Genomic DNA, 17,935 nt, shown 5'->3' with positions numbered 1-17,935 from the left:
ATCGCACTGAAGCCCGCAGACGTCTGCCCGTACCGGCGAGTTGGGCGTCGAGCGCGGCTGCCGCCGATCGCGTCCCGGAATGCGGCCCCGTTCATGCCGTAGAACGAGGGGGAGCCGAGTTCGCGCTTCAAGACGGCGTGCAGGTCGCGCTCGTCGCGGACCGGGCCGACGCCGATCACCACGCGTGCCGGCGCTTCGGGCTCCGGCTCCTCGGGGCGCCTCCAGAAGGACGGCGGCCACTGGCACAAGCTCCGCCGTCCGGTCGTCGGGCAGGGGGGCGAGGCGCGGCGTCCGTCCGTTCCTCGAACACGTCCACGGCCGGATCGACCGGGCGCCGGTCGGGGCCGCGCGCATCGCCTTCCGTACTGGTCGCAGGCACCGTGGCACGGACATTCCGCTGCGCCTCGTCCCCTCCCGACGACCGGACGCGATGCGGGCAACTCCGCCGGTAGGGCCGGCGCAGACGCTCCGGGCCGTCCTCCCCGTGGCACACCGGGCAGACGGCACACGTGCCGGGTCACCCGTCCTCGGCGTCGAGGACGGCACGACCGCGGCAGGGGCAGGGAGGACGGCGGGTGTCCACGGGTGCCGGTCCGTACGGTCGCACCGGCGCGATGCCACCGCGTTCCGGCCCGCGGTCCGTGGTGGCTCTAGCCGTGGCCGCCGGGCGCGTACAGCACCGCTCCGTCCACCGTCCCCACCCGGGTGTAGCTGCCCCGCGCGAGGAGGTCGCGGAACTCGGGGACGGCGGCGGCCCCGTACGGGGCGCCGCGTGAGTCGTCCACGACCAAGGCGGGGCGCGCCGAGGCGAACTCCTCGCGCAGGACGTGCCATGCGCCGGGGACGGCGTAGCGGGCGCCGACCCGGGCGCCGCCGCGGCCGCCGCTGAAGTTGGTGAGGAAGCCCGCGGTGAGGTACCGGCCGGCGGGGGCGCGGTCGGCGAGCCAGTACTGCTCGGGGTGCATGCCCCACAGCAGGACGGTGTCCTGCGGGTCGCTGCGGGCACGGACCGCCGCCGCGACCGCCTGGGCGTGGTCCGCTTCGGCGCGGGGCGCGAGAAGTCCCCAGGCGGTGAAGGCGGCCGCCGCCAGCAGCGTCCAGGCCGCGGCGACACGGCGGGCCGGGCCCCCGGAGGGCAGCCGGCGCACCGCGGCGATGCCGATGAGCACCAGCGGGGGCAGCAGTTGCAGGTAGTAGTGGCCGTAGAACTGGAAGCCCGCGACGACCGCGCAGACCGACGCCGCGAGCCACACCCACAGGTCCGCGTCGGCGAAGGGCCGCCGTCGTGCCGCCCACCACAGCGCGGGCACCAGCAGGCCGGCCCCGGCGGCCAGCAGGATCGCGGCGTTGCCGACCCCGCGCCCCGCGCCGAGGAGCCAGGCGCCCTGCGGTGACATGTAGGTGCTGGAGCCGGTGGCCGTCCAGAAGGCGAAGTTCCGCGGGCCGGTCGCCGCCGCGACCACCGCGACGGGCAGCACGCATCCCGCCAGCAGCCGTCCCCAGCCGCCTCCCGCACCGGCGGCGTACGTGCCGGAGGCGCCCCCCACGGCGGCACCGCGGCCCGGGCGCGGCAGGGGGCCGGAGCCGGCCGCCGCCCGCAGCACCGTGCCGTCGCCGCGCCCCGCGGCCCAGGACGGGGTGAGCGCGCGCAGCGTCAGCCCCGTGGAGGACGGCGCCTGCCGCCCGGCCCGCCAGAGCGACCAGGCGACGGGCAGCAGCACCACGGCCCCCGTCTGCTTGGTGAGGGCCGCCCCGGCCACCGCGAGCCCCGCCATGCCCCACCGTCGCCGGTCGGCCAGCAGCACGGCGGCAGCGGTCCACGGCAGCGTGAAGACCTCGAAGCTGGCCGCCTGGGTGTCCTCGGGCGCGAGGCCGACGGACAGCAGCACGGAGGCCGCGCCGGCCGCCGCCGCCCACCGGTCGCCCCAGCGGCGACGGGCGAGGGCGGCCAGCAGCGCTGCCGTGACGACGTGGGCGACGACGGCGGCGCAGCGCAGCGGCAAGAGCGAGTCGTCGCCGAAGAGCGCGAAGGCGCCCTGGTAGAGCCACGGCAGCAGCGGGGGCTTGCGGTCGACGACGGTGTCGTACAGGACCCCGCCGGCGGCCAGCATCCGGGCCTGCGTGGCGAGGAAGCCCTCGTCGGGGTTCCAGACCGGGCGCAGGAAGGACGGCAGGTGCACCAGGGCGGCCAGGACCGTCAGCAGCGGGATCAGCGGCAGCCAGAACCTGTCGCCCGGGAAGGCCCGTGCCCGCGCGGCGGGAGGGGCGTTCTCGGGACGGCTGGGCACGCGCCCCAAGCTACCCCACCTCCGCGGGACCCCTGGTCGCGGTCAGCTCGCCCCGCGGCGGTCCGGCTGCGGCCCGCGCAGCCGGCTGTGCCGGTGTCCGTAGGCGAAGTACACGACGAAGCCCAGCGCCATCCAGATCGCGAACCGGAGCCAGGTCTCGGCGGGCAGGTTGAGCATCAGCCAGAAGGTGGCCAGCACCGACACCAGCGGCACCCACGGCACCCACGGGGTCCGGAAGGACCGCGGCAGGTCGGGGCGGGTGCGGCGGAGCACGACCACGCCGATCGCGACGACGATGAACGCGAAGAGCGTGCCGATGTTCACCAGCTCGGCCAGTTCCGCGATGCTGGTGCACCCCGCGACGACCGCGACGACACTGCCGAGCAGCAGGATCGAGCGGTACGGCGTGCCCGCCTTGGGGTGGACGCGGGAGAAGAAGCGCGGCAGCAGGCCGTCGCGGCTCATCGCGAAGAACACCCGGCTCTGGCCGAGCAGCAGGATCATGCACACGGTCGTCAGGCCGACCGCGGCGCCGAAGCTGATCAGCCCGGCCCAGAAGGGGTGGCCGACCGACTTGAACGCGTCGGCGAGCGGGGCGTCGACGGACAGTTCGGTGTACTTCTGCATGCCGGTGACGACGACGGAGACCGCGACGTACAAGATGGTGCAGATGAGCAGCGACCCGAGGATGCCGCGCGGCACGTCCCGCTGGGGGTTGCGGGTCTCCTCGGCGGCCGTGGCGACGATGTCGAAGCCGATGTAGGCGAAGAAGACCACGGCGGCCGCGGTGAAGATGCCCATGACGCCGAACTGTGCGGGCTGGAAACCGGTCATCAGCTGGATGAGCGGCGCCCCGAGGCCGGCCCCCGTCCCGGTCACCTCCTTGGAGGGCGGGATGAACGGCTTGTAGTTGTCGGCCTTGACGAAGAACGCTCCGGCGACGATGACGACGAGCACCACGGCCACCTTGATGGCCACGATCACGGAGGTCACGCGGGCCGACAGCTTCATGCCGGCCACCAGGATGCCGGTCAGCACGAGGACCAGCAGGAAGGCCAGCAGGTCGAAGTGGAACGTGGTGTCCGTGCTGCCGGACAGGGCGGTCGGCAGCTGCCAGCCCCAGTTGTCCATCAGCGAGCGGATGTAGCCGGACCAGCCGACCGACACCACCGCGCATCCCAGCGCGAGTTCGAGCACGAGGTCCCACCCGATGATCCAGGCGGGCAGTTCGCCGAGAGTGGCGAAGGAGAAGGTGTACGCGGACCCGGCGACCGGCACAGTGGAGGCGAACTCCGCGTAGCACAGGGCCGCGAGGGCGCACACGATGCCGGAGACGACGAAGGCGAAGGCCACCGAGGGGCCCGCGTTGTCCCTGGCCACCTTGCCGGTGAGCACGAAGATGCCGGTGCCGATGACGACGCCGACACCGAAGACCGTGAGGTCGAGGGCGGAGAGCGACTTCTTGAGGGTGTGCTCCGGTTCTTCCGTGTCCCTGAGGGACTGTTCGACGGATTTGGTCCGGAAGATCCCGCTCTGTCGCCTCCCGGCAGGTTTTTCGCCGTGCCCGCCGAAACCGCCGTTATCACCCAGATCCACCGGCGCACCTCCACAGTTGTTCCTGCATCACAACACCTGGGGGTGCTTGTGACCGGAACAGGCGCGCCTACACCTGCGCAGATGGGCCGGGCGATCACCCGTAAGGGTGGCCGCCCGGCCCATCGGCCCGTACTGCGTCAGTCGCCGGCCACCTGCGGGGTGGGCTCGTCGGCGTAACGGCCCTGGAGGCGCGAGACCAGGCCGGTCACCTGGCGGGCGATGTCCGGGGCGGTCAGGCCGATCTCGGCCATGACCTCCTTGCGGCTTGCGTGGTCCAGGAACTGCTGCGGGATGCCGAAGTCCCGCAGCGGGACGTCCACGTTGGCGTCGCGCAGCGCCTGGGAGACCGCGGAGCCGACGCCGCCGGCGCGGCCGTTGTCCTCCACGGTGACGACGACGCGGTGGCGGGCGGCCAGGCCCGGCAGCGCCTCGTCGACCGGCTTGACCCAACGGGGGTCGACGACAGTGGTGGTGATGCCCTGGGCGTCGAGCAGGTCGGCGATCTCCAGGCACATCGGGGCGAGCGCGCCCACCGAGACCAGCAGGACGTCGTGCGCCGGCGCCTCCGCCTCCCCCGCCGCTTCGTCGGTCCTGGGCGTGGCCTCGCGCAGCACGTCCATGCCGCCGACGCGCCCCACGGCCTTGACCGCCGGGCCGACCGCGCCCTTGGAGTAGCGCACCACGGTCGGAGCGTCGTCGATCTCGACGGCCTCGCGCAGCTGGGCGCGGACCTGGTCCGCGTCGCGCGGGGCAGCGATCCGCAGGCCGGGCACGACCTGGAGGATCGACATGTCCCACATGCCGTTGTGCGAGGCGCCGTCGGTGCCGGTGATGCCCGCGCGGTCCAGGACGAAGGTGACCCCGCACTTGTGCAGCGCCACGTCCATCAGCACCTGGTCGAAGGCCCGGTTGAGGAACGTCGCGTAGACCGCGACGACCGGGTGCAGGCCACCGGTGGCCAGACCCGCGGCCGACACCGCGGCGTGCTGCTCGGCGATGCCCACGTCGTACACGCGCTCGGGGAAGGCCTTGGCGAACTTGTCCAGGCCCACCGGCTGCAGCATCGCGGCCGTGATGGCGACGATGTCCTTGCGCTCCTTGCCGAGCTTGACCATCTCCTCACCGAACACGGAGGTCCAGTCGGCGCCCGAGGCGGCGATCGGGAGACCGGTGTCGGGGTGGATCTTGCCGACGGCGTGGAAACGGTCGGCCTCGTCCTCCAGCGCCGGAGTGTAACCGCGGCCCTTCTCGGTGAGGCAGTGCACGATGACCGGTCCGCCGAAGCGCTTGGCCCGCTGGAGGGCGGACTCCAGGGCGGCGATGTCGTGGCCGTCGATGGGGCCGACGTACTTCAGGCCCAGGTCCTCGAACATGCCCTGGGGCGCGATGAAGTCCTTGAAGCCCTTCTTGGCGCCGTGCAGCGTCTCGTAGAGGGGCTGGCCGATGACCGGCGTGCGCTCGAGCAGTTCCTTGGTACGGCTCAGGAAGCGCTCGTAGCCGTCGGTGGTGCGCAGCGTGGCCAGGTGGTTGGCCAGGCCGCCGATGGTCGGCGCGTAGGAGCGCTCGTTGTCGTTGACGACGATGACCAGCGGGCGGTCCTTCGCGGCGGCGATGTTGTTCAGCGCCTCCCAGGCCATGCCGCCGGTCAGCGCGCCGTCACCGATCACGGCGACGGTGTGGTCGCGCTTGCCGAGGAGCTCGTTCGCCTTGGCGAGGCCGTCGGCCCAGCCGAGCACCGTGGAGGCGTGGCTGTTCTCGATGACGTCGTGCTCGGACTCGGCGCGCGACGGGTAGCCGGACAGACCGCCCTTGCCCTTGAGCTTCGTGAAGTCCTGACGCCCCGTGAGCAGCTTGTGGACGTAGCTCTGGTGCCCGGTGTCCCACAGCACCTTGTCCTTGGGCGAGTCGAAGACCCGGTGCAGGGCCAGGGTCAGCTCGACCACACCCAGGTTCGGGCCCAGGTGCCCGCCGGTCTTGGAGACCTCGTCGACCAGGAAGGTACGGATCTCGCCGGCCAGCTCCACCAGCTGTTCTGGCGCGAGCCGGTCGAGGTCGCGCGGTCCCTTGATACGAGTCAGCAGCGCCACCCGTGCCTCCTTGCTGTCGCTTGCCGGGTTTCCCGAGTGTATGTGGTCGTGTTCCGGGCCCCGCACACACCTGTGCCCGGCGCTGGGATGATCTTCCCTGCGCCGGGCACGTCACGCCACTGGTGTGCGGTGCGGACTAGCCGCGGCCGGCCGCCTTCTGGCTCCGGCGGGACACCGAGTCGATGACCACGGCCGCGAGCAGAACCGCCGCGGTGATCATGTACTGCAGTGCGGTGTTCATGTTGAGCAGGTCCAGGCCGGTCTGGATGGACTGGATGACCAGCATGCCGAGCAGCGCGGACCACACGTTGCCGCGACCGCCGAAGAGGCTGGTACCGCCGATGACCGCGGCCGCGATGGCCAGCATCAGCACGTTGCCGCCACCGGCGCCCAGCGTCGCGGTGTAGGTCTGGGCGGCGAAGAACATACCGCCGAGCGCCGCGAAACCGCCGGCGATGGCGAACACCGAGATGCGGACCAGGGCGACGTTGATACCCGCACGGCGGGCCGCCTCGATGCCGCCGCCGACCGCGAAGACCTTGCGGCCGTAGGAGGTGCGGCGCAGCACGAAGTCGGTGATGACCAGGGCCGCCAGGAAGACCACCAGGGCGTTGGGCACACCGCTCGCCTGGTTCAGCACGTACGCGGCGACGAAGGCCACCACCGCGAGGGCACCGACGCGCAGCGCGATCTCACTGGTGGGCCGGTACGGGACCTCGGCCGAGCGACGGCGGCGCTGGTCGATCAGCGAACCCGCGAGCATGGCCACGGTGCCGAGGCCGGCCAGCAGGTAGGCACCGGCGACGTCCTGGTCCAGGAAGAAGGAGCGCTGGCCCAGGATGTGCAGCGGGCCGTCGTCCGGGATGGAGAGGCTTCCGCTGTCGCCGAGCAGCTGCAGCATCAGGCCGTTCCAGCCGAGGAAACCGGCGAGGGTGACGACGAAGGCGGGGACGCCGATCTTCGCGAAGAACCAGCCGTGCAGCGAACCGATGAGGACGCCGGTCACGATGGTGAGCAGCAGGGCGAGCCAGGGGTTCATCCCGTGCTTGGTCACGAAGATGGCGAAGAGCGCCGAGGCCAGACCGCTGACCGAGCCCACCGAAAGGTCGATCTCGCCGAGCAGCAGCACGAAGACCAGGCCGATGGCGAGCATGCCCGTGGCGGCCAGGAAGAAGCCGATGTTGGCCAGGTTGCCCGCGGTGAGGAACTGGCTGGACTGGGTCTGGAAGATGGTCCAGATGATGATCAGGCCGATGATGACCGGGAGCGAGCCCAGTTCACCGCCGCGCACCTTGCGCTTGAACTCCGTGAGGTAGCCCTTGAAGCCTTCCTCGCGGACCAGCAGTCGCGGGTCGACGACGGGCACGGCCGCCGAGGACGGGTCCTCGACCGACGCCACCGTCTCGTTCTCCGGCTTGACGGTCTTCGACGTGTCGCTCACTTCGCAACCTCCGTGCGCCGCGCCTGACGGCGGGTCACGGCGTTGTCCGTGGCACCCGTGATGGCGGAGATGATTTCTTCCTGGGACGTGCTCTTGACGTCGAAGACGCCGTTGTTGCGGCCGAGACGCAGCACGGCGACGCGGTCGGCGACAGCCTTGACGTCGACCATGTTGTGGCTGATGAGGATGACGGCGAGGCCGCGCTGGCGCAGCCGCTCGACCAGGTCGAGGACCTGGGCGGTCTGCTCCACACCGAGGGCGGCGGTGGGCTCGTCGAGGATCACCAGCTTGGGGTCACCGATCAGCGCGCGGGCGATGGCGACGACCTGCCGCTGACCACCCGACAGGGCCGCGATCGGGATGCGGACGCTGGGGATGCGGATCGACAGGGTGCTGAGCAGCTCCCGCGAACGCTTCTCCATCGTGACCTCGTCGATCACACCGGCGCGCCGCAGCTCCCGGCCGAGGTACAGGTTGGCGACGACGTCCAGGTTGTCGCAGAGCGCGAGGTCCTGGTAGACCGTCGCGATGCCCAGACCCTGGGCGTCGTGCGGCCGGTTGATGCTGACCGGCTTGCCTTCCCACTCGATGACGCCCTCATCGATGGGGTGCACACCGGCGATCGTCTTCACCAGGGTTGACTTACCTGCGCCGTTGTCGCCGACGAGCGCGACGACCTCTCCGGCGTGAACCTCCAGGTCGACATCGGTGAGTGCCTGGACCGCACCGAATCGCTTGGAGGCTCCGCGCAACGCCAGCACGGGCGTAGCGGACACGTGAACCATCTCCTTCGCCGCCTGACCGGCGGGGATGCCGCGCTTGGACTGGCGCGGAGTTTTGTGCGAGTTGCACTGCCTTACATGATGACAACAGAGTGTCTGTCCGGCGCCCGCCCGTCAGCGGGGTCTGTGGACGGGCGGGCACCGGACAGGTCTGTGCGGCGGCCTCCGGTGGGAGGACCTTGCCGTGTTACTGGATGCCGGCGGCCTTGCAGGCCTTGGCGAACTCGGCGGTGCAGATCTCGGAGGCGCTGTAGAGGCCGTCCTTGATGACCGTGTCCTTCACGTTCGCCTTGGTCACGGAGATCGAAGGCACCAGCTGCGACGGGACCTTGTCGCCGGAGCCGCTGGTCAGCGTGGTCGTGGCGAGCGAGTCGATGGCCTTGCCCTCGAGCAGGTTGACCGCGAGCTGGGCAGCCGCGTCGGCCTCCGGCTTGAACGGCTTGTAGACCGTGCTGGACTGCGTGCCCGCGATGATGCGCTGGATGCCCGCGAGTTCGGCGTCCTGACCGGTCAGCGGGATGCCGCTGATGCCGGCGCCCTTGAGGGCGGTGGCGATACCGCCGGCCATGCCGTCGTTCGCGGCGTAGACGCCGACGATCTTCTTGGCACCGAGCTGCGTGATGGCCGCCGTCATCTTCTGGTTGGCGACGGTGTCCTTCCACAGACCGCTCTGCTCGTAGGCAATCTTGACCTTGCCGTTGAGGATCTTGTGGGCGCCCTGCTTGAACAGCGCGGCGTTCGGGTCGGCGTCGTCACCGTTGATCATGACAACGTTGGCCGACGGCGTGGCCTTGGAGCCCAGCGCGTCGAGCAGCGCCTGGCCCTGCTGCTCGCCGACCTTCTCGTTGTCGAACGAGACGTAGGCGGAGACCGGACCCTGGGCGAGACGGTCGTAGGCCACGACCTTGATGCCCTTGTCCACGGCCGCCTGCACGGAGGACTTGATGGCCGCAGCGTCCTGCGAGCTGATCACGATGACCTTGACGCCCTTGGTGATCATGGTGCTCACCTGCTGCGCCTGCTTGGCAGCGTCGCCCGCGGCGTTGGCGTACTGCACGTCACAGTCCGCGCACAGCTCCTTGACCTTCGCCTCGAAGAGCGGGTGGTCGAACTTGTCGTACCGCGCGGTGACGCTGTCGGGGAGCAGCAGACCAATGGTCTTGGAGCCACCGGAGCTGCTGCTGCCGCTCGCGTCGTCCTTCTTGTCGTCGCCGGCCTTGCCGCAGGCGGCCACGGAAAGGGCCATGGAAACAGCCGCGGTGCCGATCACGACGCGCCGCATCATTGCGTTCATGTGGGGTTGCCTCCCTGACTGGGCCGCAACACTGCGGCCGAGGTGGTCGTGAGTCAACTCGGCAACAGACTTGACGTCAAGAAGTTAATACTTAACGAGATGGCAACGGTGCGTTTCGTTATGTAGATGAACGCAGCGTGATCCCTAGGACACGCCCGCTACGAGGGGTGCAGAAGCATCCAAAAGGGACGAATCTCCGACCTCGCTGAGCGCCAGGGCCAGCGCCCCGAGCACCTCCGCGCGGCCCCCAAGTGCCCCCGAGACGACGGACAGACGGCGGGCGGCACTGGGGATCGCGTACCTGGCCACAGACTCCCTTATGGGCCCCAGGACCAGCTCACCGGCCTCGGCCAGGTCGCCGCCCAACACGACGCGGCTGGGGTTCAGGAGGTTGGCCAGACTGGCCACCCCCATGCCCACGTGCCGGCCCACGTCACCGATGACGCGGCGGCAGCCCGGGTCGCCCTCACGGGCCAGTTGCACCATCCGCGCCAGGGTGAGGTCCGGTCCGTGACTGCCGCGCAGCAGTTCCAGGACGTACCGGGCGGCGGTGAAGGTCTCCAGGCAACCGCGGTTGCCGCAGCGGCAGACCGGGCCCGACTCGTCCAGCGTGATGTGACCTATCTCGCCCGCGGTGCCCCCCGGACCCCGGTAGATCCGGCCGTCCATCACCAGTCCGGCGCCGACACCACTGGCCACCTTGATGTAGGCGAGGTCCTTGACCCCCCGCCCGCTGCCCCAGACCAGTTCGCCCAGCGCGCCGAGGTTGGCGTCGTTGTCCACCTGGACCGGCATGCCCAGCCGCTCGGCGAGCTCCTGGCGGGGGTTGAGACCGCCCCAGCCCGGCAGGATCGCGGTGGAGCCCAGCGTCCCGGTCTCCACGTCGATCGGGCCCGGCACGCCGAGGCCGACCCCGATCACCTTGTCCGTCCCCACGTCGGTCGACTCGATCAGCCGGGTCACCAGCTGTTCCGCCCGGTCGAAACCCTCGGAGGCCGAGGTGTCCACGTCGAACGGCTCGGACTGCTCGGCCAGCACCTGGTGGGCGAGGTTGCCGACGGCCACGCGCAGGTGCGAGTGCCCGAAGTCGACGCCGACGACGATGCCCGCGTCCCCGGACAGGGTGACCGCGCGCGCCCGCCTGCCGCCCGAGGAGGTGGGCGTGACCTGAACCGTCCCGCTGTCCCTCAGTTCACGAACGATGTTGGAGACCGTTGCCGCGGACAGCCCCGTCGACCGGGCGATCTCCGCCTGCGTCAGCGAGCCCGCCAGGCGCACGGCCCGGACCACTCGCTCCAGGTTGGCCCGGTGCAGCGACGACTGCGATCCCGGAGTCTCCACGACCATCCCACTCCCGACGACCGGACGGGACCGCACCGATGAGACCCCGTCGTCTACAACATGTGAACTCTAACTTGAGCCTTTGGGCCTACTTCCCGTCAAGGGGGAGAACAACAGAGCTGCCGGAATGCCCGAAAACTGCGGAAGCGGCCCCGTCATGTGACGAGGCCGCCTCCGTTTCGGGCGGATCGGCTGCGCAGCGCGCCTGCCCGATTACTTCAGGTCACTTCGGTGTGCCCCGGGTCACTTCAGGGTGCCGGCGGTCAGACCGGCCTGGACCTGGCGCTGGAAGCTGAGGTAGACCACCAGCACGGGCAGCATGGCGACCGTCATGCCGGCGAAGAGCGCCGGGTAGTCGCCGGAGTAGCCCTGCTGCTGCGCCAGGTTCACCAGGCCCTGGGCGAGCATCGAGCGGTCCGGGTCGCTGCTGCTCTGCTGCTGCATGAGGGTCATCGGCAGGATGTACTGGTTCCACTGGCCGAGGACGTTGAAGATCCCGACGCTGATCAGGCCCGGCTTGGCCATCGGCAGCATGACCTGGAAGAACGCCCGGGAGTGCGAGCAGCCGTCGATCATCGCCGCCTCGTGCACCGCCGTCGGCAGCGTCCGGAAGAACGAGTGCATGAAGAAGACCGTGAACGGCAGCGAGTACGCGATGTAGACCAGGATCAGGCCCTGGTAGGTGTTGAGCATGCCCAGGTTGCTGACCATGAAGAACAGCGGCACCAGGGCGAGGTACACCGGGAACATCGCGCCCCCGACGAACAGGTAGTAAATGGCCCGGTTGCCCGGGAACTCGTAGCGCGCCAGCACGTACGCCGTCATCGCGCCGAGGAGCATCGTCAGCGGCACGGAGAAGACCAGCACGATCACGGTGTTGACGAAGAACTCGCCGATGCCCTTCTCCCAGGCCCGGGAGAAGGCGTCGAAGGACCAGTGCGAGGGCCAGGACCAGGCGCTCGCACCGATCTCCTTGTTGTTCTTGAACGAACCGAGGACGATCCAGCCCAGCGGCAGCAGGATCATCACGCCCCACAGCACGAGGAAGCCGTGCGAGAAGACGTTGAGCGTCGTACCGCCCTCGGCGGAGTGCGGGCGGTCCGGCTTCCTGCCGTCGATCACCGGCAAGGGGCTGGTGAGGGGGACGGGCGTGGGCTGCTTGATGGGAGTGGCCATGGGATGCCTCCCGCTCAGAATTCGATGCGCTCGCGGCGGGTGGCCCGCAGCGTGATAGCGGAAAGGATCAAGGTGAGGAAGAGGATGACGACGCCCATGGCGCAGGCGTAGCCGCTCTTTCCGAAGGTGAGGAAGTTACGCATCAGATAGGTCGACATGACCTCACCGTGGTAGTCCGGGCCGCCGCCGTAATTCGATCCCGGAGTGAGGTTGGAGGCCAGGGCGAAGAAGTCCATCGCGGCGATCGCGAGATAGACCCACGCGGTCTGCACGCTGTCCCACAGCAGCGGGAGCGTCACCTTGAAGAACGTCTGCACACGGCCCGCGCCGTCCAGCAGGGCCGCCTCGTAGATGTCCTTCGGAATGGACTGCATCGCCGCTGAGAAGAGCACCAGGTAGAAACCCACACCGGCCCAGATCTGGACGCCCAGCAGGCACCACATCACCAGGTTCGGGCTGTTCAGCCACTCGATCGGATTCTGGGCGTCCTCCAGGTGCAGCTTGAGCAGCACGCCGTTGAGCAGGCCCGATCCGTCACTGCGGTAGATCGCCTGGAAGAGCACGACGAGAATGGCGACCGAGAGCACCTGGGGAAAGAAGAACACCACCTTGTAGAAGGCGGAGCCGCGTACTCCCTGGACGCCGGTCGTGCCGCCGCGGCCGCCGACATTGAGCATGAAGGCGAAGAACAGCGCCAGCAGGATCGTGATCACCGGCAGGAACACCAGGAGCAGCACATTGTGCTGCAGTGCCTGCAGGAAGACGTGGTCACTGAAGAGCGTCGTGTAGTTCTTCAGACCGACGAAGTTCATCGTCTGGGACTGACCCGACCAGTCCGTCAGCGAATAGCCGAAGGTCTGCAGGTACGGCCAGATCACGAAGACGATGTACAGGACGAGCGGAAAGAAGAGAAACCCCACGATGAAGGGGTACTTGCGGTATCGCATGGCACTGCTCCTGCCATCGGATAGACCATCGCACCGGGGCCCCGACCGCCCCCTCGTCCATGAGGGGGGATCGGGCCCCCGGTGCGCAAGGGCCGGTGGACGGTTAGCCCTTCTTGGCCTTCTCGGCCGCCGCCTTGACCCGCTTGAGCCAGTCGGCGGGCTTGATGCGCTTGGCCATCAGCTCGGCGCTGGCGTTCTGCACGTCCGTGTCGAAGGCGCTCTGCGTGTTGGGGTAGTTGTAGTTGAAGACGTTGCTGCCGGCCGCGCTGAGCGCCGTCACGGTGGACTTGGTGCCCGGGCGGAGCTCGACGTCGGAGCCGACGCCGTCCTTGAGGACGGTCAGCGAGTTCGCGGTCTGGGCGAACTTGCTGGAGCCCTCCTTGGTGAGCATCAGGCGCAGGAACTCCAGCCCGCCGGCCTGGTTCTTGGCCTTCTTCGGGACGATGAAGGGCTCACCGGCGCCGGCGCGGATCGCCTCGAAGGGCAGCTTGTCGCCGTCGAGCGAGGGGATCGGCATGAAGGTCATCTCGAAGTCCGAGGGGGTGGCCTTCAGCTGCTCGTTCTCCAGCCACGAACCGCAGGGGATGAAGGCGGCCTTGCCCTCGTTCCAGGCGGTCTGCGACTCGATGTGGGTCATGCCGTTGGTGCCCGGCAGCAGGAAGCCCTTGTCCGGGATCTCGTAGACGGCCTCGACGGCCGCCTTCGCGGCCGGCTCGTCCCAGACGGTCGGGTCGAGGCTGTCGATCCGCTTCACCAGGTCGGGACCGCCCTGCTTGGCGATCAGGTCCATGACCACGATGTTGATGTAGTACGGGTACTTGCCCTGGTGGCAGAAGGGGGCGATCCCGGCCTTCTTGATCTCCGCGGACAGCGACATGAAGTCGGCCCAGGTCTTCGGCGCGGTCCAGCCCTTCTCCTTGAAGAGCTTGCCGGAGTACCACAGGCCCCACACCGTGTAGATGTAGGAGAGCTGGTACATCTTGCCGTCGTCAAAGGTGCCGGTCTCGATGGTGCCCGGCTGCAGGACGTCGCGGATCTTCTTGGTCGGGTCGTCGATGTAAGCGGCGTCGAGGAGGGGGGTGAGGTCGGTGAGCTGGCCGCTCTTGTAGAGGACGTCCAGCTTGATCTGCGCGGCGCCGGAGTCGTCCACGACGTCAGGCGGGTTGCCGGCGTTGAAGCGGGGCTGGAGCTTGCCGGTGATCTCCTGGGTGCCCAGGTGGCTGATCTTCGCCCCGGAGAACTTCTTCTGGTAGAGCTTCTCGAACTGCTTGGCGTAGTCGTCGCCGTAGCCGCCCTTGAAGATCACGACATCGAGTGCGGCGTCGTTGGCCACGCCGAACGGATTGTCCTTGGACTTCTCCCCCTTCTCGGGGGCGTTGCTGCCGCCACCGCTGGACGCGCACGCGCTCAGCAGTCCCGCGGACGGGGCGGCCAGCAGGCTCACGGCCGCTGCCCGCTTGATCAGATCGCGCCGGTTGACGTCGGATCCCATGCTCAAGTCCTCACCTTCTCCAGGACCCAGGCAGTGCGGAGTTGTTTCCGTGCACGGGCCACACACCCGCCGTTCCCCCCGCGCGAGCCCGTGTTGGCGGGCCCCCTGGACGCGCACAGGTATAGTCCACTTCCCGCGAAGTGGGCAAGGTCATACGCGCTTTTGGCAGACAGCTTTCCCTAGTTGAGACCTCGCGGTAACGCGAGCGGGCCCGCACCCCCTGCCGGGGTGCGGGCCCGCTGCGGCCTTGCGAGCGCCTTGATCCTTACTTGCGGATGAGCGAACGCAGGACGTACTGCATGATGCCGCCGTTGCGGTAGTAGTCCGCCTCGCCGGGGGTGTCGATCCGGACCACGGCGTCGAACTCGACGCCGGTGTCGGTGCTGACCTTGACAGTGCGCGGCGTGGTGCCCTCGTTGAGCTCGGTGACACCGGTGAAGGAGAAGGTCTCCTCACCGGTCAGGCCCAGCGAGGCCGCCGTGGCGCCCTCGGGGAACTGCAGCGGCAGGACCCCCATGCCGATCAGGTTCGAGCGGTGGATGCGCTCGTAGGACTCGGCGATGACGGCCTTGACGCCGAGCAGCGCGGTGCCCTTGGCGGCCCAGTCGCGGGAGGAGCCGGAGCCGTACTCCTTGCCCGCCAGGACGACCAGCGGGGTGCCGGCCGCCTGGTAGTTCTGCGACGCGTCGTAGATGAAGGCGACCGGGGCGCCCTCCTGCGTGAAGTCGCGGGTGTAGCCGCCCTCGGTGCCCGGCGCGATCTGGTTGCGCAGGCGGATGTTGGCGAAGGTGCCGCGGATCATGACTTCGTGGTTGCCGCGGCGGGAGCCGTAGGAGTTGAAGTCGCGGCGCTCCACACCGTGCTCGGTGAGGTACTTGCCGGCCGGGGTGTCGGCCTTGATGGCGCCGGCCGGGGAGATGTGGTCGGTGGTGACCGAGTCGCCCAGCTTGGCCAGCACACGGGCGCCGGTGATGTCGGTGACCGGGTCCGGCTCGTGCTTCATGCCCTCGAAGTACGGGGGCTTGCGGACGTAGGTCGACTGCGGGTCCCACTCGAAGGTGTTGCCGGTCGGGATCGGCAGCGACTGCCACTGGGCGTCACCGGCGAAGACGTCCTGGTAGGACGTGCTGAACATGTCCTGGCCGATCGCGGAGGCGACGACCTCGTTGACCTCCTGCTCGGACGGCCAGATGTCCTGCAGGTACACCGGCTTGCCCTCGGTGTCCGTGCCGATGGCGTCCTTGGTGATGTCCACCTTCATCGAGCCGGCGATGGCGTACGCGACGACCAGCGGCGGGGACGCCAGGTAGTTCATCTTGACGTCCGGGTTGATCCGGCCCTCGAAGTTGCGGTTGCCGGAGAGCACCGAAGTGACCGCCAGGTCGTGCTCGTTGACGGCCTTGGAGACCTCGTCCGGCAGCGGGCCGGAGTTGCCGATGCAGGTGGTGCAGCCGTACCCGACGAGGTTGAAGCCCATCTTGTCGAGGTACGGGGTGAGGCCGGCACGGTCGTAGTAGTCCATGACGACCTTGGAGCCCGGGGCCAGCGTGGTCTTGACCCACGGCTTGCGGCTGAGGCCCTTCTCGACCGCCTTCTTGGCCACCAGTGCGGCGGCGACCATGACGTACGGGTTCGAGGTGTTGGTGCAGGAGGTGATCGCGGCGACGGTGACGGCGCCGTGGTCGATCTCGTACGTGGACCCGTCGGGCGCCGTGACCAGGGTCGGGCGGGACGGCACGCCGTTGGCGGCGGCCGGGGAGTCCGAGGCCGGGAAGGACTCCTTGCCCGACTCGTCCGCGGTGTCCACGTAGTTGCGGACGTCGCTCTTGAACTGCTCGGCGGCGCTCGCCAGGACGATGCGGTCCTGCGGGCGCTTCGGGCCGGCGATGGAGGGGACGACCGTGGAGAGGTCGAGCTCCAGCTTCTCGGAGAAGTCCGGCTCGGCGGCCGGGTCCAGCCACAGACCCTGCTCCTTGGCGTACGCCTCGACAAGGGCGAGCTGCTGCTCCGAACGGCCCGTCAGCTTCAGGTAGTTAATGGTTTCTGCATCGATCGGGAAGATCGCCGCGGTGGAGCCGAACTCCGGCGACATGTTGCCGATCGTGGCGCGGTTGGCCAGCGAGGTGGCGGAGACGCCCTCGCCGTAGAACTCGACGAACTTGCCGACGACCCCGTGCTTGCGCAGCATCTCGGTGATGGTCAGCACCAGGTCGGTCGCGGTGGTGCCGGTGGGCAGCTCGCCGGTCAGCTTGAAGCCGACGACGCGCGGGATCAGCATGGAGACCGGCTGGCCGAGCATCGCGGCCTCGGCCTCGATGCCGCCGACGCCCCAGCCGAGGACGCCGAGGCCGTTGACCATGGTGGTGTGCGAGTCGGTGCCGACCAGCGTGTCGGGGTAGGCCTGGCCGCCCCGGACCATGATCGTGCGGGCCAGGTGCTCGATGTTGACCTGGTGGACGATGCCGGTGCCCGGCGGGACGACCTTGAACTCGTCGAACGCGGTCTGGCCCCAGCGCAGGAACTGGTAGCGCTCCTTGTTGCGGCCGTACTCCAGCTCCACGTTCTGCGAGAAGGACTCCGGAGTACCGAACTTGTCGGCGATCACGGAGTGGTCGATGACCAGCTCGGCGGGCGCCAGCGGGTTGATGCGGGACGGGTCGCCGCCCAGTTCCTTCACGGCCTCGCGCATGGTGGCGAGGTCGACCACGCACGGCACACCCGTGAAGTCCTGCATGATCACACGGGCCGGCGTGAACTGGATCTCCTGGCTCGGCTGCGCCTGGGAGTCCCAGCCGCCGAGCGCGCGGATGTGGTCGGCCGTGATGTTCGCGCCGTCCTCGGTGCGGAGCAGGTTCTCCAGCAGCACCTTCAGGCTGTAAGGGAGGCGCGCGGAGCCCTCGACCTTGTCCAGCCGGAAGATTTCGTACGACTCGTCGCCCACCTGCAGGGTGCTGCGGGCGTCGAAGCTGTTCGCCGACACGACAGTCTCCTTCGTAACTTTGCGCGTACCACCGCAATGCTGCCGCTACGGCCTCAGGCCGATCCGCTAAGGTAGGACTAAGTAAGGTGAGCCTTACCTGTGGCGGCAGCGGTGCGCCTCGGCAGATATCTCGATGTCGAGATAACTCTAATACATCACCGCTGCCGGGTCATGCGCTGGGCCGCCCGGAGCCGTTCACGGCCGTGGCCGCCCCGCCGGGCGGCCTGCCCTGCGCCGTGCGCGGGACTTGCCCGGACAGGGCCCGGAACGGGGCTCTGGGCCCCTTGCGGCCCCGGGAGGGCGCCCGGGCCGCCGGCCGTGCCCGCGACGCCCCTGTGCCGCGCACGCGCCCGCGGGGCGGCACGGAAAAGCGCCGGTGGGGGGGGGCGGGGTAACCGCCCCCCCCCCCCGCGGCGGAGGCAGGGTGAGCCCCCGCCCGGGCGGGGCCCCCCGGGTGGGGGGCGGTTTTGTGGGGGTCCACCGACTGGAGCCCGGCAAGGGGCGCCGCCAA

11 protein-coding genes are annotated in these 17,935 nt (G+C 69.4%); all 11 read right to left on the bottom strand.

All coding sequences use genetic code 11. From position 1 onward, the window contains the following. Positions 1-650: 650 nt before the first annotated feature. Positions 651-2,288 carry a glycosyltransferase family 39 protein gene (locus ACIP98_RS11165; RefSeq protein ID WP_401975095.1) on the bottom strand — a complete coding sequence of 546 codons (1,638 nt, stop codon included), beginning with the start codon at positions 2,286-2,288 and terminating at the stop codon, positions 651-653. A gap of 42 nt (positions 2,289-2,330) precedes the next feature. Further along, positions 2,331-3,878, bottom strand: coding sequence for an amino acid permease (locus ACIP98_RS11160; RefSeq protein ID WP_401975242.1), 1,548 nt, complete (start codon positions 3,876-3,878; stop codon positions 2,331-2,333). A gap of 143 nt (positions 3,879-4,021) precedes the next feature. Continuing rightward, positions 4,022-5,971, bottom strand: coding sequence for a 1-deoxy-D-xylulose-5-phosphate synthase (dxs, locus tag ACIP98_RS11155; RefSeq protein ID WP_319659027.1), 1,950 nt, complete (start codon positions 5,969-5,971; stop codon positions 4,022-4,024). 136 nt (positions 5,972-6,107) lie between these two features. After that, positions 6,108-7,412: an ABC transporter permease subunit gene (locus tag ACIP98_RS11150; protein ID WP_319659028.1), complete on the bottom strand. Its 1,305-nt coding sequence runs from the start codon at positions 7,410-7,412 to the stop codon at positions 6,108-6,110. Continuing rightward, positions 7,409-8,197, bottom strand: a complete 789-nt coding sequence (locus ACIP98_RS11145) for an ATP-binding cassette domain-containing protein (RefSeq protein ID WP_319659029.1) — start codon at positions 8,195-8,197, stop codon at positions 7,409-7,411. Before ACIP98_RS11145 ends, ACIP98_RS11150 begins: the two co-directional genes overlap by 4 nt. 184 nt (positions 8,198-8,381) lie before the next feature. Continuing rightward, positions 8,382-9,488: a substrate-binding domain-containing protein gene (locus ACIP98_RS11140; RefSeq protein ID WP_319659030.1), complete on the bottom strand. Its 1,107-nt coding sequence runs from the start codon at positions 9,486-9,488 to the stop codon at positions 8,382-8,384. A 144-nt stretch (positions 9,489-9,632) separates the two neighbouring features. Next, the gene (locus ACIP98_RS11135) at positions 9,633-10,829 is read right to left on the bottom strand and encodes an ROK family transcriptional regulator (protein ID WP_319659031.1); all 1,197 of its coding nucleotides are present in this window, start codon (positions 10,827-10,829) and stop codon (positions 9,633-9,635) included. A gap of 243 nt (positions 10,830-11,072) precedes the next feature. After that, positions 11,073-12,005, bottom strand: a complete 933-nt coding sequence (locus ACIP98_RS11130; protein WP_319659032.1) for a carbohydrate ABC transporter permease — start codon at positions 12,003-12,005, stop codon at positions 11,073-11,075. Positions 12,006-12,019: 14 nt separating this feature from the next. Next, positions 12,020-12,952, bottom strand: coding sequence for a sugar ABC transporter permease (locus ACIP98_RS11125; protein ID WP_319659033.1), 933 nt, complete (start codon positions 12,950-12,952; stop codon positions 12,020-12,022). 103 nt (positions 12,953-13,055) lie between these two features. Further along, positions 13,056-14,444, bottom strand: coding sequence for an N-acetylglucosamine/diacetylchitobiose ABC transporter substrate-binding protein (gene ngcE, locus ACIP98_RS11120; RefSeq protein WP_319659247.1), 1,389 nt, complete (start codon positions 14,442-14,444; stop codon positions 13,056-13,058). Between the two features lie 265 nt (positions 14,445-14,709). Next, on the bottom strand, positions 14,710-17,424 hold the full coding sequence (gene acnA / locus ACIP98_RS11115) for an aconitate hydratase AcnA (protein ID WP_319659034.1): 2,715 nt from the start codon (positions 17,422-17,424) through the stop codon (positions 14,710-14,712). Positions 17,425-17,935 lie beyond the last annotated feature (511 nt).

This window comes from Streptomyces sp. NPDC088354 (genome assembly GCF_044753585.1).
In the GTDB taxonomy this organism is placed as follows: domain Bacteria; phylum Actinomycetota; class Actinomycetes; order Streptomycetales; family Streptomycetaceae; genus Actinacidiphila.
The sequence above is the reverse complement of the archived record's forward strand: the minus strand, read 5'-3'. Positions and strand labels throughout refer to the sequence as shown.